This window comes from Streptomyces diastaticus subsp. diastaticus, from assembly GCF_011170125.1.
Taxonomy (GTDB): domain Bacteria; phylum Actinomycetota; class Actinomycetes; order Streptomycetales; family Streptomycetaceae; genus Streptomyces; species Streptomyces diastaticus.
On sequence record NZ_BLLN01000002.1, the window covers coordinates 356,442 to 380,845 of the forward strand.

A 24,404-nucleotide genomic window follows, 5' to 3' on the forward strand; every position below is an offset into this window, starting at 1 on the left:
GCCGGATCACCGCCGGCGGACCGCGGACACCTCGGGGGCGTCACATGCTGATCGGAGAACTGTCCCGCCGGACCGGCGTCAGCAGACGGCTGCTGCGCTACTACGAGGACCAGGGCCTGCTCCAGGCCGGACGCGGCCCCAACGGCTACCGCGCGTACGGCGAGGACGCGGTCACGGTGGTGGCCCGGATCAGGTTCCTGCTCGACGCGGGCCTGACCACCGAGGTCATCCAGGCCGTGCTGCCCTGCGTCGACGACGACACGCTGGACCTCGCCTCCGGGGCCGACTGGTGCGCCGAGCTGCGCGACCTCCTCGCCGGGCAACTGGCCGCACTGGACGAACGCCTCAGCTGCCTCCAGGAGCGCCGCACCTCGCTGGCGGGCCTGCTCGGCCGGAGCTGACCGCCGGCCCGGGACCGGGGACCGGCCCGGTGCCTCCGGCCCTCAGAAGGCGGCCCGGATCTCCCCGACCTCGGCGGCGCCGCCCATGAGCGGGGCCCGGCCGATCCGGGCGGCCGTCTCACCGCCGTGGCCCCACCGCTCCAGCAGTCGGGCGAGGACGGGGCCGAGGGCGCGGGTGGCACCGTCGTCCACCTTGAAGGCGAGGGCACGGCCGTCCGGCAGCGCCAGCGCCTGGACGGCCTCGGCACCCATCTTCGACAGGGCCCCGGGGATGCCGCGCATGAGCCAGGTGTCGGGGCGGCGGGTGCCCGCGACGTACGCGGGGTGGGCGCGCATGGCGTCGGCGACGCGGCGCTCCGGCGTACCGGGCTCGGCGCGGACGAAGGCGGCGAAGGCGCGGGCCAGGCCCGGCAGGGTGAGGGCCATCAGCGGGGCGCCGCAGCCGTCGGTGCCGAGCGCGGCGACCGGTTCGCCCGCCGCCGCCTCGACACTCTCGCGGACCAGGAGCTGGAGCGGGTGGCCGGGGTCGAGGTAGCTGTCGAGCGGCCAGCCGTTGCGGGCGCAGGCGGCGAGCATCGCGGTGTGCTTGCCCGAGCAGTTCATGGTGAGGGGCCGGCGGACCTGGCCGGAGGCGAGGTAGTGCTCGGCCTCGACCGGGTCGAGCGGCAGGTCGGGCGGGCACTGGAGAGCGTCGGCGGACAGGCCGTACTCGGCGAGCATCCGCTCGGCCAGCTCCAGGTGGAAGGGTTCGCCGGAGTGGCTGGCGGCGGTCAGCGCGAGCCGTTCGCCCGCGAGGTCCAGCCCGGCCCGCAGGATGGCGGCGGCCTGCATGGGCTTGTTGGCGGAGCGCGGGAAGACGGGCCGGTCGGGGTCGCCGAGGGACCAGGCGACGCTGCCGTCGGCCTCCAGCACCACGACGCTCCCCCGGTGGACGCCTTCCACGAAGCCGGAGCGCACCACCTCGGCGAGGACCGGGGACGGCACGGCGGCGGGGGTGCCGGACGGCAGGGCACCGCCGTCGTCGGCGGGGCGGGGCGAGACGGGCTGAGCGGGGGACATCGGGCGACCTTCCGGAGCGGGGCTCCCATTCTCGGCTTCCCCGGCCGTCCCGCGCGGGCGGGGTCCTCGGCCGGGGTCCGGCGGCCTCACCTGAGCAGGTCGTCCACCTGCGCCTCGCCCTCCCGGTACCTGCGGGTGATCTCCGCGCCGCACGCGTCGGCGGTGCGCTGGAGCTGCTGGCGGCGCCGCGAGACCTGCTGCTCGTAGCGGCCGAGGCGGGCGGTGGCCGTCTCCAGCTCCTCGTCGGTGAGGGCGGAGAGGTCGGAGAGCTCCACCTCGGAGAGCATCTCGGCGGCGAGCCGCCGGTACTCCTCGCCCCGCGGCACGGAGACCGTGACGTGCCGGGCGGAGGCGCGGTGCCGGGTGGGGGCGTCGGCGAGGATCTGCGAGAGGCGCGCGACCACCGGAGCCCCCACGACCAGCCGCCGCCCCGCCCCGGTGAGCCCGGCGCCGAAGCTGAGCGCGCGGGCCGGGACCTGCCCCGCGCCGGAACCTGAGACGGTCCCCTCGCCCGCCCCGGTGGCCCCTGCCGGCCGGGGAGCCGCGGTGCGGGCGCACCCTGAACCGGAATCGCCGTCGGGGTCCGTCGCCGACTCGCGGCGCGAGGCGTCCGCCCGCTCGGCCGTACGGGCCGCCGCCTCGGCCCGCAGGATGTCCAGACGGCCCTGGAGGATGCGCCGCACGTAACTCAGGTCGCCCTCGTCGCGCTGGGCCGTGCGGCGCACGGTGCGCAGTTCGGCGAGGGAGAGCAGGACGAGGTCGCGGGTGGGCTCCCCGGTGGCGGCCAGTCCGGCGCCGGGCGCGGGGCTGGCGGTGCGCTGGGTCGGCGGGCGGGCGGTCCCGTAGACGCCGCCGGGACGGCGCTCCGGGGCCAGTCGTCCGGTGCCTGCCGTGATCGGTGTGCTCGATGTGCTCGACGTGTTCATGTCTTCTTCGTCCGTCCCCTCGAACCGGCGGCGGGCTGCACCGCGTGGGAGCATCGTGCCACCCCGGATGACCGCAACGTGCCGGAGTGCCCGATTTCGTGCCCGTACGGCGGTACCGTTCCGGCACGGCGTGGGGCGCGAGGGGCGCGCGGGCGTGTGCGCGGCACACGCCGGGCGCACGGCATGATGGGCTCCATGCGAGCAGTGGTGCAGCGGGTCGACGGCGCGAGCGTGGTGGTCGACGGCGAGACGGTCGGGGAGATCAGCGGCGAGGGCCTCTGCGTCCTGGTGGGCGTCACCCACGAGGACACCGAGGAGCAGGCGGCCCGGCTGGCCCGCAAACTCTGGTCGCTCCGCGTCCTCGACGAGGAGCGCTCCTGCTCGGACACCGGCGCCCCGCTCCTGGTCATCAGCCAGTTCACGCTCTACGGCGACGCCCGCAAGGGCCGACGGCCCACCTGGTCGGCGGCGGCCCCGGGGCCGGTCGCCGAGCCCTTGGTCGAGACGGTGGTGGCGCGGCTGCGCGAGCTGGGCGCGACCGTGGCCACGGGACGGTTCGGCGCCAAGATGCGGGTCGGGCTGACCAACGACGGCCCGTTCACCGTCCTGCTGGAGGTCTGACCGGCCCGCCGCCCGCCGGTGGACGGGCCCGCCGGGGCCGCGTTCGGCCACCCCCGGCGGCCGCGTCTCCGCCACCCCACGGCGCACCCGGGGGCACGGACGGCGCACGGCGACACCCCAGGGCGCACCGGCCCCGTCGGGCTCCCCGCCCCGCGGACCCTACGGCTCGACCACGACCTCCTGCGCCGCCGCCGTCGACTCCGCGATCAGCTCCGCGTCGACCGGTACGTTGCGCTTGACCAGGGCCAGGGCGATCGGACCCAGCTCGTGGTGGCGGGCCGAGGTGGTGACGAAGCCCAGCTTCCGCCCGTCGGGCCCGTCGGCGGCCAGCCGGACCGGCGTACCGGGACCGGGCAGGTGCACCTCGCTGCCGTCCAGGTGGAGGAAGACCAGGCGGCGCGGCGGCTTGCCCAGGTTCTGCACCCGGGCCACGGTCTCCTGGCCCCGGTAGCAGCCCTTCTGGAGGTGGACGGCGGTGCCGATCCAGCCCAGTTCGTGCGGGATGGTGCGGTGGTCGGTCTCGAAGCCGAGCCGCGGCCGGTGCGCCTCGACCCGCAGGGCCTCGTGGGCGAGGACGCCGACGGCCGGGCCGTGCGCGGCGGCGAACTCCTCCAGCCGCCCGCGCTCCAGGAAGACGTCCCGCCCGTACGGGGTCTCGCGCACAGCGGCCGCCTCGCCCTCGGCCAGGCTCACGATGGACCCGGCGGGCAGGTGGACGAGGGCGAACTCCTCGGTGCGGTCGGTGGCCTCGACGCGGTAGAAGAACTTCATGCTCTCCAGGTACGCGAGGAGCGCGCCCTGCGTACCCGGCTCGACGTGCACCCAGGTGGTGGTCCCGTCGTCCACCAGGTAGAGGGCGTGCTCGATGTGGCCGTTCGCGGTGAGCACCAGGGCCTCGGTGGCGCGTCCGGCGGGCAGTTCGCTGACGTGCTGGGTGATCAGCAGGTGGAGCCAGCTCAGCCGGTCGTCACCGGTGACGGAGAGGACGCCGCGGTGCGAGAGGTCGACGAAACCCGTGCCGTCGGCGAGGGCACGCTGTTCGCGGAACAGGTCGCCGTAGTGCGCGGCGACGCCTTCGTCGGGCCCCTCGGCGGGCACGGCACCGGGCAGGGACAGCAGGGGACTCTTCATGGACACACAGCCTAGGACGCCCGGCGGGGGCCTGGATATTCCGTACGGGGGCCGCGGGCGCCGGTCAGTCCCCGGCCGCCTGCGCGCGCTTCTCGCCGCACGCCCCGCACCGGCCGAAGATCGCGAAGTGCTTCATGTCGGTGTCGAAGCCGAAGCTCTCGCGGAGCTGGTCGGCGAACCCCTCGACCACCGAGACGTCCGCCTCGATCACCTCGGAGCAGTCCCGGCAGACCAGGTGGATGTGGTGGTGCCGGTCGGCGAGGTGGTAGGTCGGGGCGCCGTGGCCGAGGTGGGCGTGGCTGACCAGGCCCAGTTCCTCCAGGAGTTCCAGGGTCCGGTAGACCGTGGAGATGTTGACGCCCGCGGCGGTCTTGCGGACCTCGCCGAGGATGTCGTCCGGAGTCGCGTGCTCCAGCTTGTCGACGGCCTCCAGCACCAGCTGGCGCTGGGGTGTCAGTCGGTAGCCGCGCTGCCGCAGGTCGCTCTTCCAGTCGATGCTCACCACACGGCCCAGTGTAGAGGGGGCCTCGACACCGGCCGGGCGGTGAGTGGCCGGCCGGCGTCCGGGGCCGCGAGCCTGCCCGGCGTCCGGGGCCGCCTACTTGAAGAAGGCGATCCCGTCGTCCGGGAGGTCACCGAGATCCTTGGCCCAGGACTCGACCTCGCCCGGGGTCACGACCTTCTTGAGCTGGGCCGACATGTAGGGCCGCAGCGGCACCTCGGGGGTCTGCTTCTCCCCGACCCACATCAGGTCGCTCTTGACGTAGCCGTAGAGCCGCTTGCCGCCGCTGTACGGTCCGGAGGCGGCCGTGCGGGCCACCGCGTCCGTGGCCAGGTCGATCTGCGGCTTCTGGTCGGCCAGCTCGCCGTACCAGACCTCGACCACGCCGTCGTCCCGGGTCATCACGACCTCGACCTTGCGGTCCTTGTCGACCCGCCAGAAGCCCGCCTCGGACTCCAGCGGACGGACCTTCTCGCCCTGCTCGTCGAGGACCCAGCTGTGCGAGTGGTACTCCAGGAAGTCCCGTCCGTCGTGGCTGAAGGACACCTCCTGGCCGAAGTTGCACTTCTCGGCGCCGGGGAAGTCGAAGACGCCCGCGCCCGCCCAGTCGCCGAGCAGGAACGTCAGCGGGACGAGGTCCGGGTGGAGGTCGGACGGGATCTCGATCATGAGCGGCTCACGCGTTTCGTCGCAGGGGTGGATCGGCCGGCGGCTTGGTCAGCGCTGGCCCTGGTACAGCTTCTTCACGCTCAGGCCGACGAAGGCGAGAACGCCGACGCAGACCAGAACCAGCAGGGCGGAGAAGAATGCCTCAAGCACGGGGTGCTCCTCGGTGACGCGTGGATGAGCGGATACGAAGCCGCCCCCAGCTTAGACGGCCGGGCGCCGGCTCTCTCGGCGAGGGCGGGCCGGAGGCTCCCCCGCGCCCGCCCCCGCCACCCGGCTCAGCCGAGGAGCTGCGTCTGCGGGACGACCGTCTGGTGGAAGGGGACGAGGGCCGCACCGCCCTTCCTCTCGTGCGCGACCATGCCGAGGGTGTCCCCGGCGACGATGTACGCCACCCGGGTCCGGACCCCGTCGTCGCCGTAGGGGGCCGGCTCCTCGTAGGAGTGGACGGACGTGGTCCCGGGGACGCCGCGGCTGGTCCTCGGCCGTCGCCGGGTTCCTCAGGGTTCGCGGAGTCGAGGACCGTGCTCCGCACGTGGGTGTACGGCGCATGATCGGTTCGCACTGATGACCGGCCGGGCGGGCCCCCGGCCGTCCCCCGGCATTGATTACGATTCGGCCATGGCGAAGAAGCTCGTGATCAAGGTGACGGCCGGGGCGGACGCCCCGGAACGCTGTTCGCAGGCGTTCACGGTGGCCGCGGTGGCCGCGGCCAGCGGGGTGGAGGTCTCCCTCTGGCTGACCGGCGAGTCCGCGTGGTTCGCGCTGCCGGGCCGGGCGGCGGAGTTCGCGCTCCCGCACGCGGCGCCGCTGCCGGAGCTCATCGAGGCGATCATGGCGGGCGGCGGGGTCACCCTCTGCACCCAGTGCGCAGCCCGCCGGGACATCACGGAGGGCCAGGTCATCGAGGGCGTACGGATCGCCGGGGCACAGGTCTTCGTCAGCGAGATCATGGCCGACGGCGCGCAGGCGCTCGTCTACTGAACTCCCGCTCGCCGTCGGCCGTGTGACGCTCCCGGCGCTACTCGTCGGGCCAGGGCCCCGGCCGCCTCGGGTCGCTGCCGTGCCCGGGCGGGCCGGGCGGACCCGGCGGGCCGCCCCCGCCGCCGCTGCCCCGCCGGTCCAACTCCCGCCACCACGCCTCGGACTCGGGGTCGTGGCCCTTGACGCGGTCCTGGTCGGAGAGGGGTTCCCGGCGCCCGCCGCGCTCCCCGCGGCGGCCTGTCCCACCGGAGATCCCGGTGGAGCCGGACGGGGTGGAGGGGCCCGCGGGCCCGTCCCGCCCGGCGGGCGGCCCCACCGGGGGCGTCCCCGGGCCGTCCTTCGGGTCCTTCCGGCGGACGTGGGTCGGCGGCGCGGGGGGCGGATCGTCCTCGTCGGAACCGGCGTCGGGATCGTCGTACCAGCGGTCCTCGGGCCCCTTGCGGTTGGCGACGACGGCGGCGACCGGCGGAATCACCATCGCCACCACGCACATCGCGACGGCGGCCGGTACCGACCAGAGGCGCACCACGGCGCACGCCACGACGAAGAGACTCAGGCAGAGCCCCATCATGGCGAAGTACACGTGCCGCCTTCGCGCAAACATGGTTCCAGCGTAGGCAGGTTCACCCGCCTCGCACCCCGGCGGACAGCTCCGCGGAGAACTCTCCGAAAAACGCCGCTGACCAGGGGAGACAGCGACCTCGGTGGGTAGCGGCCCGGACACGGACAGGCCGCGGGGCCGCACCCCGTCCTGGTGGCGTCCAACCCCCTGGGGCGCGGCCCCGCGGCCGGCGGGTCCTGCGTGCCGCCCGCGCTCACCGGGGCGCGGACGGGTGTCTGAGGACGGCGGTGCGCCTCAGACGGCGATGGCGACCTCGGCCAGGCCGCCCTGCTGGGCGACGACCGTGCGGTCGGCGGAGCCGCCCGGAACCAGGGCGCGCAGCGTCCAGGTGCCCTCGGCGGCGTAGAAGCGGAACTGACCGGTGGCCGAGGTCGGGACCTCGGCGGTGAACTCGCCGGTCGAGTCGAGCAGCCGCACGTAGCCGGTGACGGGCTCACCGTCGCGGGTCACGCTGCCCTGGATGGTCGTCTCACCGGGCTTGATGGTCGAGGCGTCGGGGCCGCCGGCCTTGGCTCCACACATTCCTGCATCCGTCCTTCGCTGGTGCGGTGCCCCCACCGCCGGGTCGGGGGCGGGGGCGCGGGGCCGCGCGGGACGCGCGACCCCGCTAAGTCACTTGGCGGGGCCGAGCTCGATCGGCACCCCGACCAGGGAGCCGTACTCGGTCCACGAGCCGTCGTAGTTCTTGACGTTCTCCACGCCGAGCAGCTCGTGCAGGACGAACCAGGTCAGCGCGGAGCGCTCACCGATGCGGCAGTAGGCGATGGTGTCCTTGGCGAGGTCGACCCGCTCGGCCTCGTACAGCGCCTTCAGCTCCTCGTCGGACTTGAAGGTGCCGTCGTCGTTGGCGTTCTTCGACCACGGGATGTTGCGGGCACTCGGCACGTGGCCGGGGCGCTGCGACTGCTCCTGCGGGAGGTGGGCCGGGGCGAGCAGCTTGCCGGAGAACTCGTCGGGCGAGCGCACGTCGACCAGGTTCTGGTTGCCGATGGCGGCCACGATGTCCTCGCGGAAGGCGCGGATCGCGGTGTTCTGCGGCTTGGCCCGGTAGTCGGTGGCCGGGCGCTCGGGGACCTCGGCGACCAGGTCGCGGGAGTCCAGCTCCCACTTCTTGCGGCCACCGTCGAGGAGCTTGACGTTCTCGTGGCCGTACAGCTTGAAGTACCAGTAGGCGTACGAGGCGAACCAGTTGTTGTTGCCGCCGTAGAGGACGACGAGGGTGTCGTTGGCGATGCCCTTGGCCGAGAGGAGCTTCTCGAAGCCCTCCTGGTCGATGAAGTCGCGGCGGACCGGGTCCTGGAGGTCCTCGGTCCAGTCGATGCGGATCGCGTTGCGGATGTGGTTCTTGTCGTACGCGGACGTGTCCTCGTCGACCTCCACGAGGGCAACGTTCGGGTCGTCCAGGTGTTCCTGGACCCAGTCTGCGTCGACCAGGACGTCACTACGGCTCATGGTGCGTTCCTCCGGGGCAGTTGCGGGGCGGGTACGGCGGTGCGTGCGTGCGGGGCTGTCCGGGTGCCGGTGTGCGCGTCCCCGCCGCCTCGGTCCGGTGCGGTCCGGCGGCTGCGGTGTCCGCGATACGGACACATGGCGGGGGGGTGTGGCGCTCGCGCGGTTCCTCCGGGCTCGTCGGCGGGGCGGTACGGGTCGGGCCCTCGGACAGGGCCGGGGCCGGGACGTACGCGGTCCCCGCGCTGCTCAGCCGCGGCGACAGAGCATGGCGGCGACGCGGCACAGGTCGACTGCCCGCCGCTTCGTGAGATCCGCCTGTCGCTTCATGGCTCCGATCGTAGGGACGAATCGGCGGCGATGTCACCGACGTTTCACTATGCGAGACGAGATCGTCCAGAATGCGAGCGGTCGGTACGCCTCGGGACAGCACGGAACCGCCCCGGCCCCCTCGGAGCGGGGCGGAGGCGGTCATGTCGGGGCTGCGGGACCGGAATCACGGACGAGGGCGTCTCGCACTGCGGACGCCGGAGCTGCCCGGCGTCCGGACGCGCGCGGCCGTCACCGTCCTACCCGGCGAGGCGGACGGACGAACCCTCGACGCTGATCTCGACGCCGTCCTTCGCCGGGGTCACCTTCGACAGCGCGATGCCGCCGGGCAGGCCACCGACCTTCTGCTGGAAGTCGGTGATCTCGCGGACCTTGTCCTCCGCGACCTTGATGCCGAGGCTCGGCAGCGCGTCGGCCTTCACCCGCACCTCGCCGTCCTGGACGGTCGGGGTGGAGAGGACCTCGACGGGCTTGGGGAGGGTGGTGCCGAACATCTCCGCCTCGACCTCCACCTTGATCTTGCCGTTGCCACCGTCGGAGAGGCCGACGACCTTGGCGGTGACGCCGGGGGCGACGTCGATCGGGTCGGGCTTGGCCGCCTTCAGCAGGTCGTCGTAACCGATCCGTGCGGTGCCCTCGGCGGTCCTGGCGGTGGCCTGGCCGAAGCCGCCGGAGAACTCCACGCCGCGCAGGTGGGCGTTGAGGTCGGCGATCCGCACGCTCTTGCCGTCGGTGCTCGCGTCGAACTCCTTCACCGAGACCTCGACGTCCTCCAGGCCGCTGCCCACGACCTGGGTGAGGAAGGGGAAGCCGTGGATGGAGACCTCGGGGTCGGCGTTCATCGAGCCGCTCGCCTTCAGCCGGTCGGCGACCTCGCCCTCGGCGTAGTTGACCGCGAGGCGGTCGACGAGGACGAAGAGTCCGCCCAGGACCACGGCGACGATCAGGAGTGTGCGTAGTGCGCGCATCGTTCGGCTTCCCCCACCAGGTGGACTTCGCTCCCGGCACCCCGCTGGGCGCCTGGCGGCGAGCGTAACCCGGACGGCCTACCGGCCTGATCGTTCCCGCACGAGTGTGGGCGACCTGATACGTGCCGCCGCCCGGAACCGACCGAACCGGTACGGATGGTGTCCGCGCTGGTACGGAACGCCACCGCGCCCCCGCCGGAGTCGGCGAGGGCGCGGTCCGCGTCGTGGGGGGCGGCGGGGTCAGCCGGTGACCACCCGGCCCAGCAGGTAGACCGCCGGGACGGCGGCGGTGAGCGGCAGGGCTACGCCCGCCGTCATGTGCACGAACCGCGAGGGGTAGTCGTACGCCGCGACCCGGTGGCCGATCACCGCGCACACCGCCGCGCCCGCGCCGATCAGGGCGGCCGAGGCGCCGAGCCCGGTCAGTGTCCCGCCCAGCGCCCCGGCCCCGGCGCCCGCGAGGACGGCGACGGCCATCGAGGCGGCGGCGGGCAGCGGCAGCGAACGGACGAAGACGGCGACGGCCACCGCGATCCCGCCGACCACGACGGCGTCCGTCGCGGCGGCCAGGTACCCGGTGGCCGTGATCGCCAGCGCGGCCGAGGCGACGGTGGCGAAGAGGCCGTGCAGCCGGTCGTCGGCCGGAGCGGTGCTGCGCAGTTGCAGCACGAGGCAGAGCAGCACCCAGACGCCGAGCGTGCCGAGGACGGCGGCCGGGCCGTTGGACCGCCCGGCGGCCAGCAGCACCGCGTCGGCGGCCAGCGCGCCCGCGAAGGCGAGGGCGATGCCCTGCCGGGCGGGCCACATCCCGTTCAGCCGGAACCAGCCGGCCGCCGTCAGTCCCTGAAGGACGACCAGCGGCAGCAGCAGCGCGAACCAGCCGAGCGCCGCTCCGCCCGCCAGCAGCAGGCCGAGCGCGGCGGTGAGCAGGGCGGGCTGGGTGCCCGGGTCGATGATCGGCGAGCGGCCCTCGGCGCGGGCGCGCTGGGCGTCGGTGATCCGGGTGTTGCCGGTGACGGTGGGCGGGCCGTAGGCGGGCCCGTCGGCCACCGGCTCCGCGGCGCCCGGCGCCCGGTGGCCGCCGGTCCCGGCCGGGACTCCGGCCGCCTGCCCGGCGGGCCGGGCCTCCTCGGGCATCGGCCCCGCCCCGGTCACCGGCGGGAGGTACGCGGTCTCGGCGGCGTGCGCGGGCGTCCCCGCCGCCGGCGTGGGCGGGATCAACGCCGTCTCCTCGTACGGCGCCGACGGCGGCACCGGCCGGCCCTGACCGCCGTGCGACACCGGCCCCGGCCCAGCGGCCACCGGCGGGATCAACGCCGTCTCCTCGTACGGCGCGGGCGGCGGCACCGGCCGGCCCTGGCCGCCGTAGGACGGGGTGCCGGGCGGCGGCGGTCCGGGCGGCGTGCCGCCCGCCGTGGCCTGCGGCATCATCGCGGTCTCCGCGTACGGGGAGGGGGCGGGCCCGCCGGGGACGCTCGGAGGCGCCGGCGGGCCCGGTGCGGGCCGGGGCGCGGGCGGTGGGCCTGCGGCCGGGGTCGGCGGCATGAGCGCCGTCTCCTCGTAGGGCGAGGGGGCGGTGGGGCCGGGGTACTGGCCCGACGGCTGGGCGCCGTGGCCCTGCGCCGGGTACGCCTGCTGCCCGCCGTAGGACGGGGGGTACGGCTGCCCGCCGTAGGAATCCTGGGCCGGGCCCGGGGGGATCGTGGGGTGGCTCTGGCTCTCCCAGGTCTGGCCCTGCCAGGTCTGCGCGGGTGCGGCCTGGCCCTGCTGGTCGTAGGGCCCGGCGGCGTACCCCTGCTGCTGGTACGGGTCGTGGCCCTGCGGCGCGCCGTACTGCGCGGCCCGCGGGTCGTACGGGTGGTTCGGGTCGTAGGGCCCGCCGTGCGGAACCTGGTGGCCGTACGGGTCGTACGGCTGCTGCGGCTGGTTGCTCATGCTGTGGGGGGTCACCCTCCTGCGAACGGCGGGAGCACCTCGACCGTGCCGCCCTCGGCCAGCCTTACGGTCTCATGGGCGCGGGTGCCGACGGGATCGCCGTCGACCAGGAACGAGCACCGCTGGAGCACGCGCACCAGCTCACCGGGGTGGGCGCGGCGGGCGCCGTCCAGGGCCTCGGCGAGGGTGGCCGCGTCGTACGGCTCCTCGGCGGTCCCGGCGGCGGCCTTGGCGGCCGCCCAGTAGCGGATCGTGCCGGTGGGCATGGGGCGCTCCTCCTCCGCCGGGTGCGGCTTCCCGGGCTCTGCGGAGGGCCGTGGCGAGGCCCGTCCTGTTTCTCTGGCGCGGTCCGCGGGCGCGCCCGGACGCAAGGTTAGGCCCTTGCCGGGCGGGGGTGGCTCGGCGTGGTCCCGGACGACGGGACGGTCCCGTCCGCGCCGCGAAGGCCGGACGGGCTCGATGTGTCCGCAAATCACCGGGCGGGCTCCATCGTCCTCGGTCGCCGGACGGGCTTGGTTTGCGCCGGCCGGGGCCGAGGGCCGGTGGGGCCGGGGCCGCCGGGGCGGGCGGGGCCCCGGGCGGCTCGGAGGGGTCAGCCGGCTGGGGCGTGGCGGGCCGTCCAGCGGGCGATGCGGTCGAGCAGTTCCTCTGCGGCGGCGTTCTCGGCGTGGCCCATGCCGGGCTCCAGCCACAGCTCGGCGGCCTCCCCGGCCGCGGCGGCGAGGGCGCGGGGATGGTCGAGGGGGAAGTACGGGTCGCGGTCGCCGTGCACCAGGAGCAGGGGGACCGGGGCGATGCGGGCGGCGGCCTCGGCCGGGTCGAGCGGCACCGGGTCCCAGTCACTGGTGTGGATCCGGGTACGCAGCCCGTACCGGCCGACCGCGCGGCCCAGCGGCCGGGTCACCACCCAGTGCAGGCGGCGCATGGCGGCGGTGCCCCGGTAGTACCAGCGGGCGGGCGCGCTGACGGCGACGACCGCGTCGGTGTGGGCGGGCCCGTGCGCGTCGGGAGTCCCGGCGCGGTACAGGGCGGCGTGGCGCAGCACCACGGAGCCGCCCATCGAGAAGCCGACCGTCCACACCGTGCGGTGGCCCAGCCGCCGGGCCCAGGCGACGGCGGCGGCGAGGTCGAGCACCTCGCGGTCGCCGACGGTCGAGCGGCCGCCGGAGGCGCCGTGCCCGCGGAACGAGAAGGTGATCACCGCGCCGTGCCGGCGGAAGGCGGCGGCGGCCCGCCGCACGTGCGGCCGCCGGGCGCTGCCGGTGAAACCGTGCGCGACGACGGTGACCGGCACCCGCCCGGCCGCGTTTTCGGTCACCTCCGCGCCGCAGTCCGCGGGCTCGTACACCGCCTCGACGGCGACCCCGTCCGCCGCCAGCAGCACCACCCGTTCGGCCCCCTCGGCGAACCCTTCCCGGCCTGCGGGGACTCCGGCCTGCGGGGCTCGTCGGGAGTCGCCGTCCGGCCCTGCCCCGGCATCCTCCGTACCGCCGCGGGCCGGGGTCCGGGAGGCGGCCCGGGAGGCGGCCGGGCGGCCGTCGCGCCCTGACGTAGGCGTACTCATGTGGGTTATTGTGCTCGGAAGAGGACTCGGGCAGCGACGCCCCCGGGTCCTTTCGTGCTTTCCGGCACGTTGTATACGACCGGGTCTCCGGTCGCGTCCTCGCTCCGGGAGGCCGGCGGTCCCCAGGGCGCGGGGGTCGTGGACGTATCCGTACGCAGTGCCGCATGTCCGTCCGGCGCGCCACTCCGGACGGACCCCCTCTCGCAGGGAACCGAGGAGGAACCGACGTCATGGGCGACCGATCCAACCCCCACCATCCGAGCTGCCGAGACTCCCGCCACCGGGCGGGTGAGCGCCGATGAGCTCCCTGCTGCTGCTCACCAACGCCCTCCAGCCCTCCACCGAGGTGCTGCCCGCACTGGGGCTGCTCCTCCACCAGGTCCGCGTCGCCCCCGCCGAGGCGCCCGCCCTCGTCGACACCCCGGGCGCGGACGTCATCCTGATCGACGGCCGCCGCGACCTGCCGCAGGTCCGCGGCCTCTGCCAGTTGCTGCGCTCCACCGGCCCCGGCAGCCCGCTGGTCCTCGTCGTCACCGAGGGCGGCCTGGCCGCCGTCACCGCCGACTGGGGCGTCGACGACGTGCTGCTCGACACCGCCGGACCCGCCGAGGTGGAGGCCCGGCTGCGGCTGGCCATGGGCCGGCGGCAGATCACCACCGACGCCTCCCCCATGGAGATCCGCAACGGCGACCTCTCCGTGGACGAGGCCACCTACAGCGCCAAGCTCAAGGGCCGCGTCCTCGACCTCACCTTCAAGGAGTTCGAGCTGCTGAAGTACCTGGCGCAGCACCCGGGCCGGGTCTTCACCCGCGCCCAGCTCCTCCAGGAGGTCTGGGGCTACGACTACTTCGGCGGCACCCGCACCGTCGACGTGCACGTACGGCGGCTGCGCGCCAAGCTCGGCCCCGAGCACGAGTCGCTGATCGGCACCGTCCGCAACGTCGGCTACCGCTTCGTCACCCCGGAGAAGCCGGAGGCCAAGGAGAAGGCGGCCAAGGAGCAGGCACAGGAGGCGGCGGCCGCGAAGGTCCGCGAGTCCCGCGCCGCCGCCGCGTCCGGGCGGACGACGGCCCGGGGCTGAGCCCTCCCCGCAGCCGCTCCGCCCGTCTCCCGGCCGCCCCGCCCGGCGGCCCGGGCAGGCGGGCGGAAGCGGCGCCCGGGCCCGGTACCGAAGGCCGGACAGCCCCTTAGGGAGCGGCCTCGACCCGCGTAGACTGCCGCCGTGGCCAAGGTGACGCGGGACGACGTGGCGCGACTGGCGGGGACATCGACCGCCGTCGTGAGCTACGTGATCAACAACGGACCCCGGCCGGTCGCCCCGGCCACCAGGGAGCGGGTACTCGCCGCGATCAAGGAGCTGGGCTACCGGCCCGACCGGGTGGCCCAGGCGATGGCCTCCCGCCGCACCGACCTCGTCGGCATGATCGTGCCCGACGCCCGGCAGCCCTTCTTCGCGGAGATGGCGCACGCCGTGGAACAGGCCGCCGCCGAGCGCGGAAAGATGGTCCTGGTCGGCAACTCCGACTACCTCGACGAGCGCGAGGTCCACTACCTCCGCGCCTTCCTCGGTATGCGGGTCTCCGGCCTGATCCTGGTCAGCCAGGGTCCGAGCGAGACCGCCGCCGCCGAGATAGAGGCGTGGGACGCCCGGGTGGTCCTGCTGCACCGCCGCCCCGACGCCATCGACGACGTGGCCGTCGTCACCGACGACGTGGGCGGCGCCCAGCTCCTCACCCGCCACCTCCTGGAACACGGCGTCCCCTACGTCGCCTGCCTCGGCGGCACCCCCAGCACCCCTTCGGTCGGTGACCCGGTCTCCGACCACGTGGAGGGCTGGCGCCGCGCCATGGCGGAGGCGGGCCACACCACGGAGGGCCGCCTCTTCCAGGCCCCCTACAACCGCTACGACGCCTACGAGGTCGGCCTCACCCTCCTCGCGGGCCCCGACCGGCCCCCGGCCATCGTCTGCGCCACCGACGACCAGGCGATAGGGGTGCTGCGGGCCGCCCGCGAACTGCGCGTCGACGTGCCCGGGGAACTGCTCGTCGCCGGTTTCGACGATGTCAAGGAGGCCGGTCTCACCGATCCGCCGCTGACCACGGTCGCCTCCGACCGCACGGCGATGGCGCGGGCCGCCGTCGACCTCGTCCTGGACGACGCGCTGCGCGTGGCCGGATCCCGGCGTGAGCGGCAGAAGGTGTTCCCCTCGCGCCTGGTGGTGCGGCGGTCCTGCGGCTGCTCGTGAGGGTGTGAGCCCGGGCCGCGCGGGCATCCGCCCGCCCCCGGCCGCCGGCCCTCGTACCGGGCATACAGGATTCTCCCCCGCTTCTCAGTCCGTTCTCAGCTCCCTCTCATCCGGGAGCCGGATCGTCGTAGACATGACGGAGAACCACCGCCACGACGGCGCCCCCAGCGAGTACCCGACCACCGAGTACCCGGCCACGTACCCCGAGCCGCAGGCCCCGTACGCGTACGGGGCGCCCCCCGAGGGGGCCGGTGGGGCGGCGGCCTGGCCGCCGCCGCCCACCCGTCCGCCGCACACCCCGCGCCACCGGCGCCGCCTGCGCGGCCCGGCCGGGCTGCTGGCCGCGGTCGCGGTGGCCGCGGCGGCGATCGGCGGCGGCACGGCGTACGCCTTCCAGGAGCTGACGGGCGGCGGGGCCGACGGCTCGGACTCACCGGTGAACGGGACCACCGTGGCCGCCTCCAGCAAGGGCACGGTGGCCGGGGTCGCCGAGGCGGTCGGGCCGAGCATCGTGGAGGTCAAGGCGGCCGGCTCCTCGGGCCAGTCGACCGGTTCCGGCGTGATCATCAGCGAGGACGGCGAGATCGTCACCAACAACCACGTGGTCTCCGGCGCCTCCCAGGTGCGGGTGGCCACCAGCGACGGCAAGACGTACAGCGCCGAGGTGGTCGGGACGGACAGTTCCAAGGACCTGGCGCTGCTCGAGGTCCAGGGCGCCTCCGGTCTGACGGCCGCCTCGCTCGGCGACTCGGACGAGGTGGCCGTCGGGGACGACGTGGTGGCCATCGGCTCGCCCGCCGGGCTGACCGGGACCGTGACCAGCGGCATCGTCTCCGCCCTCGACCGGGACGTGACCGTCTCCCGGGACGAGAGCCAGGGCGGCAGCGGGCAGGGCGGCGGCCGTGAGTGGCCCTTCGAGTACGGCGGCGAGCAGTTCAACGGCGAGACCGGCGAGCGCACCACCACCTACCAGGCGATCCAGACCGACGCCTCGCTCAACCCCGGCAACTCCGGCGGTGCCCTGATCAACATGGACGGCGAGATCATCGGCATCAACTCGGCGATGTACTCGGCCGGTTCCTCGCAGGGACAGTCCTCCGACGCCGGCAGCGTCGGCCTCGGCTTCGCCATCCCCGTCAACGACCTCAAGGCCGACCTCGACACGCTGCGCTCCGGCTCCCGGCAGTGACGGGCGCGCGCCGCCCGGCGCGTGCGAGGCTGGCCGCACCCGCCCACCGACCCCCAGGGAGCCCGCCATGCCGGCCGCCGAACCCCAGGACCAGGACCACGAGCAGCGCGTCCTGATCGTCGACGACGAGCCCGCGGTCCGCGACGCGCTCCGCCGCAGCCTCGCCTTCGAGGGGTACGGCACGGAGGTCGCCGTCGACGGCCTCGACGCGCTGGAGAACGTGGCCTCCTACCGGCCCGACCTGGTCGTGCTGGACATCCAGATGCCCCGGATGGACGGGCTGACGGCGGCCCGGCGGATCCGGGCCGCCCAGAACACCGTGCCGATCCTCATGCTGACCGCCCGCGACACCGTCGGCGACCGCGTCACCGGCCTCGACGCGGGCGCCGACGACTACCTGGTCAAGCCCTTCGAGCTGGACGAGCTGTTCGCCCGCGTCCGCGCTCTGCTCCGCCGCTCCGCGTACGCCGCCGAACCGGCCGACTCCGGCCCCGGCGAGGACGTGCTGGCCTTCGCCGACCTGCGGATGGACCTGAACACCCGCGAGGTGCTGCGCGGCAACCGGCCCGTCGAGCTGACCCGCACCGAGTTCACCCTGCTGGAGATGCTGCTCGCCCACCCGCGCCAGGTGCTGACCCGCGAGCAGATCCTGAAGGCCGTCTGGGGCTTCGACTTCGAGCCGACCTCCAACTCCCTCGACGTGTACGTGATGTACCTGCGCCGCAAGACCGAGGCGGGCGGTGAGCCGCGCCTGGTGCACACCGTGCGCGGCGTCGGGTACGTGCTGCGCTCCGGGAGCGGCGAGTGAGACGGCTCGGCGCGCTGCCGCTGCGGGCCCGCCTCGCCCTGCTGGTGGCGACGGCCGTGGCACTGGCGGTCGCCGCCGTCTCGGTCGCCTGCTGGTTCGCGGTGCGCGGCAAGCTGTACGACGAGATCGACGCCCAACTGGAGGCGCAGAACCAGCCGCAGCCCACCGCTGCTTTGCGCGACCTGCTCGCCGACTGCCCGAGCGAGCCGGCGCCGTCGGGCCCCGGCGACTTCGGCCGCGCCCAGCCCGAGCTGTACCTCCAGCTCGTCACCGCCGACGGCCGGGTCTGCGTCGCCGAGGTGTCCGCCGGGGTGGTCGAGCCCGACGCGGCCGACCTCGCGGTGGCCGCCGCCGGGCCCGGGACCGGCGCCGAGCCCCACGACGCGACGGCCGCCGACGGCACGGAGGTCCGCGTCCTGGCCGCCCCCGCCCTCGGCAAGGGCCCGCCCCCGGCGCACTTCCGGAACACCGCGATCGTCTACGCGTACTCGCTGGAGGAGACCCGGGCCACCCTGGACGACCTGGCGCTGCTGCTCCTCCTCGTCTCCGGCGTCGGGGTGCTCGGGGCGGGCGGGGCCGGGCTGTGGATCGCCCGGTCGGGGCTCAGGCCCGTGGACCGGCTGACCGAGGCCGTCGAGCAGGTGGCCCGCACCCGGGACCTGACGGTCCGCATCCCGGTCGACGGGGACGACGAGATCGCCCGGCTCTCCGCCTCGTTCAACGCGATGACCAGCGCGCTCGCCGACTCCCACGACCTCCAGCAGCAGCTGATCGCCGACGCCGGGCACGAGCTGCGCACCCCGCTGACCTCGCTGCGGACCAACATCGAACTGCTGGCCCGCAGCGAGCGCACCGGCCGGGCGCTGCCCGCCGGGGACCGGGCCGCGCTGCTCGACTCGGTGAAGGCGCAGATGACCGAGTTGGCCTCGCTCATCGGCGACCTCCAGGAGCTGTCCCGCAGCGACGGCGCGCAGCAGGGCGGCCTGGAGGTGGTCGCCTTCCACGAGACGACGGCGACCGCGCTGCGGCGGGCCCGGCTGCGCGGCCCGGAGGTGACCTTCACCGCCGACCTGGCGCCCTGGTACGTCCGCTGCCGTCCGGCCGCCCTGGAGCGGGCCGTGGTCAACATCCTCGACAACGCGGTGAAGTTCAGCCCGCCCGGCGGCACCGTCGACCTCCGTCTCCACCGGGGCGAACTGACCGTCCGCGACCGGGGCGCCGGCATCCCCGAGGACGAGCTCCGCCACGTCTTCGACCGGTTCTGGCGTTCCCCGTCCGCCCGCTCCCTGCCCGGTTCCGGCCTCGGCCTGTCCATCGTCGCCCGCACCGCCGAACAGTGCGGCGGCCGGGTCGCCGTCGAACGGGCCGAGGGCGGCGGCACCCTGGTCCGGCTGATCCTGCCCGGGGCTCCTTCGCCGCCGCCGGGGACGCGGCGGGCGGGCGACGAGGACGAGGAGGACGACCAGGCGCCTGGCACGGGCGGCTCCGGCGCGTGACGCGCGCCCCTCGCCTTCCGCCCCGCCCCTACTTCCCGACCCGCATCCCCGCCCCCGTCAGCCGCACCACGATGCCGTCCGGCTCCACCCGCACGTCACGCAGGCGGACGTCGCCCTCGCCCGGGAGTTCGGGGAGGGTGAAGCCGAGGGTGAGGCGGTCGGCGAGCTGGGGGCGGGTGAGGTCGGTGAGGGCGTCGAGCAGGCCGGGGTCGACACCGAGACGGCGCAGCACGTCGGGGTGGGCGGCGGCGAGGTCGACCAGGTTGACGGCGAGGAGGTCCTCGACGACGGCGGGGGTGCCGAGCAGGTCGGCCAGCTCGCGGTCGTCGGCGAGGGCGGCGCGGATCCGGGAGTCGGGGACGCCGAGGGCGTGCACGATCGAGGGGACCGAGAACAGGGCCTTGGCCCTGGCGCTCCGGTCCGCCAGCTTCTCCAGACCGCTCGGGGTGAGGTGGAGGCCGTCTCCGGGGCCGGTGCCGGGCCGGAAGGTGGCGAGGTCGCCGATGTCCACCCGCATCCCGGTGACCTCGGTGGCGACGCCCCGGTCGCCGTCGCGGCGGATCAGCGCGTCGGCGCGCAGGGCCAGTTCGCGGCCGGCCACGGGCAGGGTGCCGCGGGCGAGGACGCGGTCGGTGCCCTTGCCGGTGAAGGTCACCTGGGAGGCGCCGAGTTCGCGGCCGAGGTCGTCGAAGGAGAGCCGGACCTCACCGTCGATCCCCCCGATGTCGGCGCCGTCGACACCGGTCAGGCCCTCGCCGGACATCCGGACGTCGTGGCCGGTGGCGGAGACCTCGGCGAGCGAGACCCGTCCGGCGGCGACGTCGGGCACGGTGAGGTGGACGGTGTCGAGGCGGCGGGCGGCGGCCTGGGTGAGGAAGGGGAAGCCGTCGATGTCGACCTCGGGGGCGGCGGCGAGGTTCATCGACCGCTTCAGCGACTCCTCCGCCTTGTTCTCGGCGTAGAGGACGGCCCAGCGGTCGACGAGAGTGAGGAGGGCGGCGACGACGAGCACGCCGGCGGCGACCCTGGCGCCCCGGCCGAGGGTGCCGAAGGCCCGCCGGGCGGGGCCGCGCCCGCGCGCCCGGCGCCGGGACCCGGGGGCCGTCGGGGGCGCCTGGTACTCCGGGGTCCCGCCCGTCTCGAAGGCGTCGAAGGCGTCCGGTTCCCTCTGGAGGAAGGTGTCCGCGGCCCGGTCGTCGAGCCCGGCGAGCTGCTCGTAGGGGTTGTCCCATTCCGGGTTGGCGCCGTACGGACCGTAGCGGGGCCCGGGCGGGCCGGGGGTCTGCCGTCCGGCGGTGGGGGGCTCCTCGTCGTACGCCGGGACCTGCGGTGAACGGTCGGTGTCCTGAGTCATGCGGTGGGGGGAACGCATCGCGTCATCCCACCACGGCCCCCGCCACCACCCGCAACCTCGATGCCCGGTCCGGCGGGCGGTGCGAGGTTTCCCACACCCCGGCGCGCGGCGGGGACCGCGCGCCGGGGTGTGGCCCGGGCGTGGGTCAGCCGCCCACGCGGCGCTTGTTCCAGACGTCGAAACCGACGGCGGCGAGCAGCACCAGGCCCTTGATGACCTGCTGCCAGTCGGTACCGACCCCGACGAGGTTCATGCCGTTGTTGAGGACGCCGAGGACCAGACCGCCGATGATGGCGCCCAGCACGGTGCCGACGCCGCCGCTCATCGAGGCGCCTCCGATGAACGCGGCGGCGATGGCCTCCAGTTCGAAGTTGATGCCCGCCTTGGGGGAGGCGGCGTTGAACCGGGCGGCGAAGACCAGCCCGGCGAGCGCGGCGAGCATGCCCATGTTGAGGAAGACCGCGAAGGTGACCCGCTTGTCCTTGACGCCGGAGAGCTTGGCGGCGCCGAGGTTCCCGCCGATCGCGTAGACGTGGCGGCCGGCGACCGCGTTGCGCATCACGTAGCCGAAACCGACGAGGAGCACGGCGAGGATCAGCAGGACCACCGGGGCGCCCTTGTAGCTGGCGAGCAGCAGGGTGGCGATGAGGATGACCGCGACCAGGGCGGCCAGCTTCAGCGCGAAGAGGGCCGGCGGGACCTCCTGGAGGGAGAACTCCCGCTGGCGGCGCCGGTCGCGGACCTCCTGGACGATCACGAACACGACCAGCACGAGCCCGAGCAGGAGCGTCAGGTTGTGGTAGTTGGTCTGCGGGCCCACCTCGGGCAGGAAGCCGTTGGCCGCCTTCTGGAGGCCGGAGGGGAACGGCCCCATGGTCTGCCCGTCGAGGACGATCTCCGTCAGCCCCCGGAAGAGCAGCATCCCGGCGAGGGTCACGATGAACGACGGGATGCCGATGTAGGCGATGAAGAAGCCTTGCAGGGCTCCGGCGGCGGCGCCCATCAGCAGGGTGATCGCCACCGCGGCCGGCCAGGGTATCTGCTGCTGCACCATGAGCACCGCGGCGACCGCGCCGACCAGGGCCGTCAGTGAACCCACCGACAGGTCGATGTGGCCCGCGATGATGACGATCATCATCCCGATGGCGAGGATGAGGATGTAGCTGTTCTGGAGGACCAGGTTGGAGACGTTGCGCGGCAGCAGGAGGTCGCCGCCGGTCCAGACCTGGAACAGGACGACGATCAGTCCGAGCGCGAACAACATCCCGTACTGGCGGGAGTTCCGCCGGACGGCGTCCCGCAGGAGCGCGCCGACGCCCCGGCCCTCGCCGCGTCCCCCGGCGCCCGCCGGCGCCTCGGGCCTGGTGGTCACTTCGCTGCTCATGGGTGGTGCCCTTCGCTGGGGTCGGTGCCGGCGGCGGCGGCCGGGGCGGACGGGTCGCGCGTCATGTGGCGCATGAGGACTTCCTGGGTGGCGTCGGCGCGGGCCACCTCGCCGGTCAGCCGCCCGGCGGCCATGGTGTAGACGCGGTCGCACATGCCGAGGAGTTCGGGCAGCTCGGAGGAGATCATCAGGATCGCCTTGCCCTCGGCGGCGAGCCGGTCGATCACCCCGTAGATCTCGAACTTGGCGCCGACGTCGACGCCGCGCGTCGGCTCGTCCAGGATCAGCACGTCGGGTCCGGCGAGGACCCACTTGCTCAGCACGATCTTCTGCTGGTTGCCGCCGGAGAGGCGGCCGGCCGCCTCCAGCACGTCGGGCGTCTTGATGTTCATGACCCGCCGGTACTCCTCGGCGACCCGCCGCTCCCGGTGGGCGTCGACGATGCCGCCCCGGGCCAGGCTCGGCAGCGAGGAGAGCGAGATGTTGCGGGCCACGGTGTCGCCGAGGTCGAGCCCGTACCGCTTGCGGTCCTCGGTGACGTACGCGAGGCCGCGGGCGACCGCCTCCGGGACGGTGCGGGTGCGGATCTCGCGGCCGTCCTTGTGCACGGTGCCGCGCTCGTACCGTCCGTAGGAGCGGCCGAAGACGCTCATCGCCAGTTCGGTGCGGCCCGCGCCCATCAGTCCGGCGAGGCCGACGATCTCGCCCCGGCGGACCGTGAGCGAGACGCCGTCCACGACCCTGCGGTGCTGGTCGACGGGGTGGCGGACGGTCCAGTCGCGGAGTTCCAGCGCCGGTTCGCCCTCGCGCGGCCCCTCGTACGGGGTGCGTTCGGGGAAGCGGCTGCCGAGGTCGCGGCCGACCATGCCGCGGATGACGCGCTCCTCGGTGGTCTCCGGGGCGCTCACGTCGAGGGTCTCCACCGAGCGGCCGTCGCGGAGCACGGTGACCGAGTCGGCGACCTCGGAGATCTCGTTGAGCTTGTGCGAGATGATGATCGAGGTGATGCCCTGCTCCTGCAACTCCTTCATCAGCCGCAGAAGTTGGGCGCTGTCCTCGTCGTTGAGGGCGGCCGTCGGCTCGTCCAGGATGAGCAGCCGCACATCCTTGGCCAGCGCCTTGGCGATCTCCACCAACTGCTGCTTGCCGACCCCGATGTCACTGACCCGGGTGCGCGGGTGCTCGTCGAGGCCGACCCGGCGCAGCAGGCGGGCGGCGTCGCTGAGCGCCCGGTCCCAGTCGATGATCCCGCGCCGGGACGGCTCGTTGCCGAGGAAGATGTTCTCGGCGATCGACAGGTGCGGGACGAGGGCCAGCTCCTGGTGGATGATGACGATCCCGCGCCGCTCACTGGCCCGGATGTCCTTGAACCGGCACTCCTCGCCGTCGAAGAGCACCTGGCCCTCGTAACTGCCGTGGGGGTGCACGCCGGAGAGGACCTTCATCAGGGTCGACTTGCCCGCGCCGTTCTCCCCGCAGAGCGCGTGGATCTCGCCGCGCCGCACGGAGAGGCTGACGTCGGCCAGCGCCGTGACGCCGGTGAAGCGCTTGACGATGGAGCGCATCTCCAGGACCGTCCCGGAGCCGGTCCCGGGCTCGGCCTCCGGGGCGGAGCTCATCCCAGGTCCTTGGCGTCGAGGAAGCCGGAGTCGACCAGCAGTTCCCGGTAGTTGGACTTGTCGACGCTGACCGGCTCCAGCAGGTGCGCGGGCACGACCTTCTCGCCGTTGTCGTACGTCTTGTCGTCGTTGATCTCCGGGTCGTCGCCGCCGAGCACCGCGTCGACCATCTCGGCGGCCACCCTGGCGAGCTCGCGGAAGTCCTTGTAGACGGTCTGGGTCTGCTCCCCCGCGATGATCGACTTCACCGACGAGACCTCGGCGTCCTGCCCGGTGACGACCGGCAGCGGCTTGCCCTTCGACCCGTAGTCGTCCGACTTCAGTGCCGACAGGATGCCGATCGAGATGCCGTCGTACGGCGAGAGGACCGCGTCCACCCGCTCCTTGGAGTAGGCCGAGGTCAGCAGGTCGTCCATCCGCTTCTGCGCGGTACCGCCGTCCCAGCGCAGCGTGGTGACCTGGTTGAGGCTGGTCTGCCGGGAGCGGACGACGAGCTGCTTCTTGTCCAGGTACGGCTTGAGGACCTCCATCGCGCCGTTGAAGAAGTAGCGGGTGTTGTTGTCGTCGTTGGACCCGGCGAACAGCTCGATGTTGTACGGGCCCTTGTCCGCCCCGCCCTTGTCCAGACCCAGCTTCTCCACCAGGTACTCGCCCTGGAGGCGGCCGACCTTCTCGTTGTCGAACGAGGCGTAGTAGTCGACGTGCGGGGAACCGAGGATGAGGCGGTCGTAGGAGATGACGGGGATGTCGGCGTCGGCGGCCTGCTGGAGGACGTTGGAGAGCGCCTCGCCGTTGATCGCGGCGATGACCAGGGCGTCCACGCCCTGCGTGATCATGTTCTCGATCTGCGCGACCTGCTGGTCCGGGTCGTCCTCGCCGTACTGGAGGCTGGTGCGGTAGCCGGCCTTCTCCAGGATCTTGGTCATGTTCCGCCCGTCGGCGATCCAGCGCTCGGACGACTTGGTGGGCATCGCCACCCCGATGGTCTGCTTCTTCTCCCCCTTCTCCTCCTTGCTTCCGCCCGTGCTGTTCTGGCCGCACGCGGTCAGCAGGAGGGCGCAGCAGGCGGTCACCGCTGCGGCGGTGGTGGCGGCTCGGGCCTTCGTCATGTTTCTCCCTGGCAATCCCGTGGTCGGGGCGGTGGGCGTGGG

General features: G+C 74.2%; 25 protein-coding genes. 8 read left to right on the forward strand and 17 right to left on the reverse strand.

Features of this window, described 5'->3' with window-relative positions; translation table 11 throughout:
- The first annotated feature begins 44 nt into the window (after nucleotides 1–44).
- Nucleotides 45–401, forward strand: coding sequence for a MerR family transcriptional regulator (locus Sdia_RS03455; protein ID WP_100456452.1), 357 nt, complete (start codon nucleotides 45–47; stop codon nucleotides 399–401).
- Between the two features lie 42 nt (nucleotides 402–443).
- Here the strand turns inward: Sdia_RS03455 and Sdia_RS03460 are convergent, their stop codons facing one another.
- Entirely contained in the window at nucleotides 444–1,460 is a 1,017-nt protein-coding gene (locus Sdia_RS03460) for an asparaginase (RefSeq protein WP_189500494.1), read from the reverse strand.
- 86 nt (nucleotides 1,461–1,546) lie between these two features.
- Nucleotides 1,547–2,386 (reverse strand): RsiG family protein, encoded by an 840-nt coding sequence (locus tag Sdia_RS03465; RefSeq protein WP_100456456.1) that lies wholly within the window; start codon nucleotides 2,384–2,386, stop codon nucleotides 1,547–1,549.
- A 195-nt stretch (nucleotides 2,387–2,581) separates the two neighbouring features.
- Here Sdia_RS03465 and dtd point away from each other — a divergent pair, with 195 nt between their 5' ends.
- Nucleotides 2,582–3,007, forward strand: a complete 426-nt coding sequence (dtd, locus tag Sdia_RS03470; protein ID WP_100456547.1) for a D-aminoacyl-tRNA deacylase — start codon at nucleotides 2,582–2,584, stop codon at nucleotides 3,005–3,007.
- Nucleotides 3,008–3,166: 159 nt separating this feature from the next.
- Here the strand turns inward: dtd and ygfZ are convergent, their stop codons facing one another.
- The 3 genes from ygfZ to Sdia_RS03485 all read right to left on the reverse strand — a co-directional run bounded on the left by ygfZ (nucleotide 3,167) and on the right by Sdia_RS03485 (nucleotide 5,309).
- A complete protein-coding gene (gene ygfZ, locus Sdia_RS03475) occupies nucleotides 3,167–4,138 on the reverse strand; it encodes a CAF17-like 4Fe-4S cluster assembly/insertion protein YgfZ (protein WP_100456549.1) in 972 nt (323 codons plus the stop codon).
- Between the two features lie 64 nt (nucleotides 4,139–4,202).
- Complete coding sequence (locus Sdia_RS03480; RefSeq protein ID WP_100456457.1) at nucleotides 4,203–4,643, reverse strand: Fur family transcriptional regulator; 441 nt, start codon at nucleotides 4,641–4,643, stop codon at nucleotides 4,203–4,205.
- A gap of 93 nt (nucleotides 4,644–4,736) precedes the next feature.
- Nucleotides 4,737–5,309 carry a heme-binding beta-barrel domain-containing protein gene (locus tag Sdia_RS03485; protein WP_100456458.1) on the reverse strand — a complete coding sequence of 191 codons (573 nt, stop codon included), beginning with the start codon at nucleotides 5,307–5,309 and terminating at the stop codon, nucleotides 4,737–4,739.
- A 618-nt stretch (nucleotides 5,310–5,927) separates the two neighbouring features.
- Here Sdia_RS03485 and Sdia_RS03495 point away from each other — a divergent pair.
- Entirely contained in the window at nucleotides 5,928–6,290 is a 363-nt protein-coding gene (locus Sdia_RS03495) for a DsrE family protein (protein ID WP_100456459.1), read from the forward strand.
- Nucleotides 6,291–6,327: 37 nt separating this feature from the next.
- Here Sdia_RS03495 and Sdia_RS03500 read toward each other — a convergent pair whose 3' ends face one another.
- From Sdia_RS03500 to Sdia_RS03530, 8 genes are all read right to left on the reverse strand, one after another.
- The gene (locus tag Sdia_RS03500; RefSeq protein WP_100456460.1) at nucleotides 6,328–6,894 is read right to left on the reverse strand and encodes a DUF3099 domain-containing protein; all 567 of its coding nucleotides are present in this window, start codon (nucleotides 6,892–6,894) and stop codon (nucleotides 6,328–6,330) included.
- Between the two features lie 252 nt (nucleotides 6,895–7,146).
- Nucleotides 7,147–7,434 carry a DUF1416 domain-containing protein gene (locus Sdia_RS03505; RefSeq protein WP_003949043.1) on the reverse strand — a complete coding sequence of 96 codons (288 nt, stop codon included), beginning with the start codon at nucleotides 7,432–7,434 and terminating at the stop codon, nucleotides 7,147–7,149.
- 90 nt (nucleotides 7,435–7,524) lie between these two features.
- Nucleotides 7,525–8,364 carry a sulfurtransferase gene (locus tag Sdia_RS03510; protein ID WP_100456461.1) on the reverse strand — a complete coding sequence of 280 codons (840 nt, stop codon included), beginning with the start codon at nucleotides 8,362–8,364 and terminating at the stop codon, nucleotides 7,525–7,527.
- Between the two features lie 246 nt (nucleotides 8,365–8,610).
- Nucleotides 8,611–8,691, reverse strand: a complete 81-nt coding sequence (locus Sdia_RS30675; protein ID WP_350495130.1) for a putative leader peptide — start codon at nucleotides 8,689–8,691, stop codon at nucleotides 8,611–8,613.
- Nucleotides 8,692–8,930: 239 nt separating this feature from the next.
- Nucleotides 8,931–9,659, reverse strand: a complete 729-nt coding sequence (locus Sdia_RS03515) for an LmeA family phospholipid-binding protein (protein ID WP_100456462.1) — start codon at nucleotides 9,657–9,659, stop codon at nucleotides 8,931–8,933.
- 240 nt (nucleotides 9,660–9,899) lie between these two features.
- A complete protein-coding gene (locus Sdia_RS03520) occupies nucleotides 9,900–11,594 on the reverse strand; it encodes a hypothetical protein (RefSeq protein ID WP_100456463.1) in 1,695 nt (564 codons plus the stop codon).
- Nucleotides 11,595–11,605: 11 nt separating this feature from the next.
- The gene (locus Sdia_RS03525; protein WP_100456464.1) at nucleotides 11,606–11,860 is read right to left on the reverse strand and encodes a MoaD/ThiS family protein; all 255 of its coding nucleotides are present in this window, start codon (nucleotides 11,858–11,860) and stop codon (nucleotides 11,606–11,608) included.
- Nucleotides 11,861–12,186: 326 nt separating this feature from the next.
- The gene (locus Sdia_RS03530; RefSeq protein WP_100456466.1) at nucleotides 12,187–12,981 is read right to left on the reverse strand and encodes an alpha/beta hydrolase; all 795 of its coding nucleotides are present in this window, start codon (nucleotides 12,979–12,981) and stop codon (nucleotides 12,187–12,189) included.
- Nucleotides 12,982–13,456: 475 nt separating this feature from the next.
- On the opposite strand from Sdia_RS03530, the gene Sdia_RS03535 reads away from it, so the two are divergent.
- The 5 genes from Sdia_RS03535 to Sdia_RS03555 all read left to right on the forward strand — a co-directional run bounded on the left by Sdia_RS03535 (nucleotide 13,457) and on the right by Sdia_RS03555 (nucleotide 18,896).
- Entirely contained in the window at nucleotides 13,457–14,239 is a 783-nt protein-coding gene (locus tag Sdia_RS03535) for a response regulator transcription factor (RefSeq protein WP_100456467.1), read from the forward strand.
- A gap of 141 nt (nucleotides 14,240–14,380) precedes the next feature.
- On the forward strand, nucleotides 14,381–15,403 hold the full coding sequence (locus Sdia_RS03540) for a LacI family DNA-binding transcriptional regulator (protein WP_100456469.1): 1,023 nt from the start codon (nucleotides 14,381–14,383) through the stop codon (nucleotides 15,401–15,403).
- Between the two features lie 133 nt (nucleotides 15,404–15,536).
- Complete coding sequence (locus Sdia_RS03545; protein ID WP_100456471.1) at nucleotides 15,537–16,592, forward strand: S1C family serine protease; 1,056 nt, start codon at nucleotides 15,537–15,539, stop codon at nucleotides 16,590–16,592.
- A 67-nt stretch (nucleotides 16,593–16,659) separates the two neighbouring features.
- Nucleotides 16,660–17,400, forward strand: a complete 741-nt coding sequence (locus Sdia_RS03550; protein ID WP_189500495.1) for a response regulator transcription factor — start codon at nucleotides 16,660–16,662, stop codon at nucleotides 17,398–17,400.
- Complete coding sequence (locus tag Sdia_RS03555; RefSeq protein ID WP_100456475.1) at nucleotides 17,397–18,896, forward strand: HAMP domain-containing sensor histidine kinase; 1,500 nt, start codon at nucleotides 17,397–17,399, stop codon at nucleotides 18,894–18,896. Before Sdia_RS03550 ends, Sdia_RS03555 begins: the two co-directional genes overlap by 4 nt.
- Nucleotides 18,897–18,924: 28 nt before the next feature.
- On the opposite strand, the gene Sdia_RS03560 is transcribed toward Sdia_RS03555, so the two are convergent.
- The 4 genes from Sdia_RS03560 to chvE form a co-directional block, all read right to left on the reverse strand.
- Nucleotides 18,925–20,268 (reverse strand): LmeA family phospholipid-binding protein, encoded by a 1,344-nt coding sequence (locus tag Sdia_RS03560; protein WP_115067688.1) that lies wholly within the window; start codon nucleotides 20,266–20,268, stop codon nucleotides 18,925–18,927.
- Nucleotides 20,269–20,395: 127 nt separating this feature from the next.
- A complete protein-coding gene (mmsB, locus tag Sdia_RS03565) occupies nucleotides 20,396–21,634 on the reverse strand; it encodes a multiple monosaccharide ABC transporter permease (RefSeq protein WP_100456479.1) in 1,239 nt (412 codons plus the stop codon).
- Nucleotides 21,631–23,253, reverse strand: coding sequence for a multiple monosaccharide ABC transporter ATP-binding protein (mmsA, locus tag Sdia_RS03570; protein ID WP_115067687.1), 1,623 nt, complete (start codon nucleotides 23,251–23,253; stop codon nucleotides 21,631–21,633). The genes mmsB and mmsA overlap by 4 nt, the downstream gene beginning before the upstream one ends.
- Nucleotides 23,250–24,362 (reverse strand): multiple monosaccharide ABC transporter substrate-binding protein, encoded by a 1,113-nt coding sequence (gene chvE / locus Sdia_RS03575; protein ID WP_100456483.1) that lies wholly within the window; start codon nucleotides 24,360–24,362, stop codon nucleotides 23,250–23,252. The genes mmsA and chvE overlap by 4 nt, the downstream gene beginning before the upstream one ends.
- Nucleotides 24,363–24,404: the final 42 nt, after the last annotated feature.

Excerpts from the sequence above, each read along its gene's own strand:
- Sdia_RS03455 (WP_100456452.1), top strand. The coding sequence starts at position 45 with ATGCTGATCGGAGAACTGTCCCGCCGGACCGGCGTCAGCAGACGGCTG.
- Sdia_RS03460 (WP_189500494.1), bottom strand. The coding sequence starts at position 1,460 with ATGTCCCCCGCTCAGCCCGTCTCGCCCCGCCCCGCCGACGACGGCGGT.
- Sdia_RS03465 (WP_100456456.1), bottom strand. The coding sequence starts at position 2,386 with ATGAACACGTCGAGCACATCGAGCACACCGATCACGGCAGGCACCGGA.
- dtd (WP_100456547.1), top strand. The coding sequence starts at position 2,582 with ATGCGAGCAGTGGTGCAGCGGGTCGACGGCGCGAGCGTGGTGGTCGAC.
- ygfZ (WP_100456549.1), bottom strand. The coding sequence starts at position 4,138 with ATGAAGAGTCCCCTGCTGTCCCTGCCCGGTGCCGTGCCCGCCGAGGGG.
- Sdia_RS03485 (WP_100456458.1), bottom strand. The coding sequence starts at position 5,309 with ATGATCGAGATCCCGTCCGACCTCCACCCGGACCTCGTCCCGCTGACG.
- Sdia_RS03495 (WP_100456459.1), top strand. The coding sequence starts at position 5,928 with ATGGCGAAGAAGCTCGTGATCAAGGTGACGGCCGGGGCGGACGCCCCG.
- Sdia_RS03500 (WP_100456460.1), bottom strand. The coding sequence starts at position 6,894 with ATGTTTGCGCGAAGGCGGCACGTGTACTTCGCCATGATGGGGCTCTGC.
- Sdia_RS03505 (WP_003949043.1), bottom strand. The coding sequence starts at position 7,434 with ATGTGTGGAGCCAAGGCCGGCGGCCCCGACGCCTCGACCATCAAGCCC.
- Sdia_RS03510 (WP_100456461.1), bottom strand. The coding sequence starts at position 8,364 with ATGAGCCGTAGTGACGTCCTGGTCGACGCAGACTGGGTCCAGGAACAC.
- Sdia_RS30675 (WP_350495130.1), bottom strand. The coding sequence starts at position 8,691 with ATGAAGCGACAGGCGGATCTCACGAAGCGGCGGGCAGTCGACCTGTGC.
- Sdia_RS03515 (WP_100456462.1), bottom strand. The coding sequence starts at position 9,659 with ATGCGCGCACTACGCACACTCCTGATCGTCGCCGTGGTCCTGGGCGGA.
- Sdia_RS03520 (WP_100456463.1), bottom strand. The coding sequence starts at position 11,594 with ATGAGCAACCAGCCGCAGCAGCCGTACGACCCGTACGGCCACCAGGTT.
- Sdia_RS03525 (WP_100456464.1), bottom strand. The coding sequence starts at position 11,860 with ATGCCCACCGGCACGATCCGCTACTGGGCGGCCGCCAAGGCCGCCGCC.
- Sdia_RS03535 (WP_100456467.1), top strand. The coding sequence starts at position 13,457 with ATGAGCTCCCTGCTGCTGCTCACCAACGCCCTCCAGCCCTCCACCGAG.
- Sdia_RS03545 (WP_100456471.1), top strand. The coding sequence starts at position 15,537 with ATGACGGAGAACCACCGCCACGACGGCGCCCCCAGCGAGTACCCGACC.
- Sdia_RS03550 (WP_189500495.1), top strand. The coding sequence starts at position 16,660 with ATGCCGGCCGCCGAACCCCAGGACCAGGACCACGAGCAGCGCGTCCTG.
- Sdia_RS03560 (WP_115067688.1), bottom strand. The coding sequence starts at position 20,268 with ATGCGTTCCCCCCACCGCATGACTCAGGACACCGACCGTTCACCGCAG.
- mmsB (WP_100456479.1), bottom strand. The coding sequence starts at position 21,634 with ATGAGCAGCGAAGTGACCACCAGGCCCGAGGCGCCGGCGGGCGCCGGG.
- mmsA (WP_115067687.1), bottom strand. The coding sequence starts at position 23,253 with ATGAGCTCCGCCCCGGAGGCCGAGCCCGGGACCGGCTCCGGGACGGTC.
- chvE (WP_100456483.1), bottom strand. The coding sequence starts at position 24,362 with ATGACGAAGGCCCGAGCCGCCACCACCGCCGCAGCGGTGACCGCCTGC.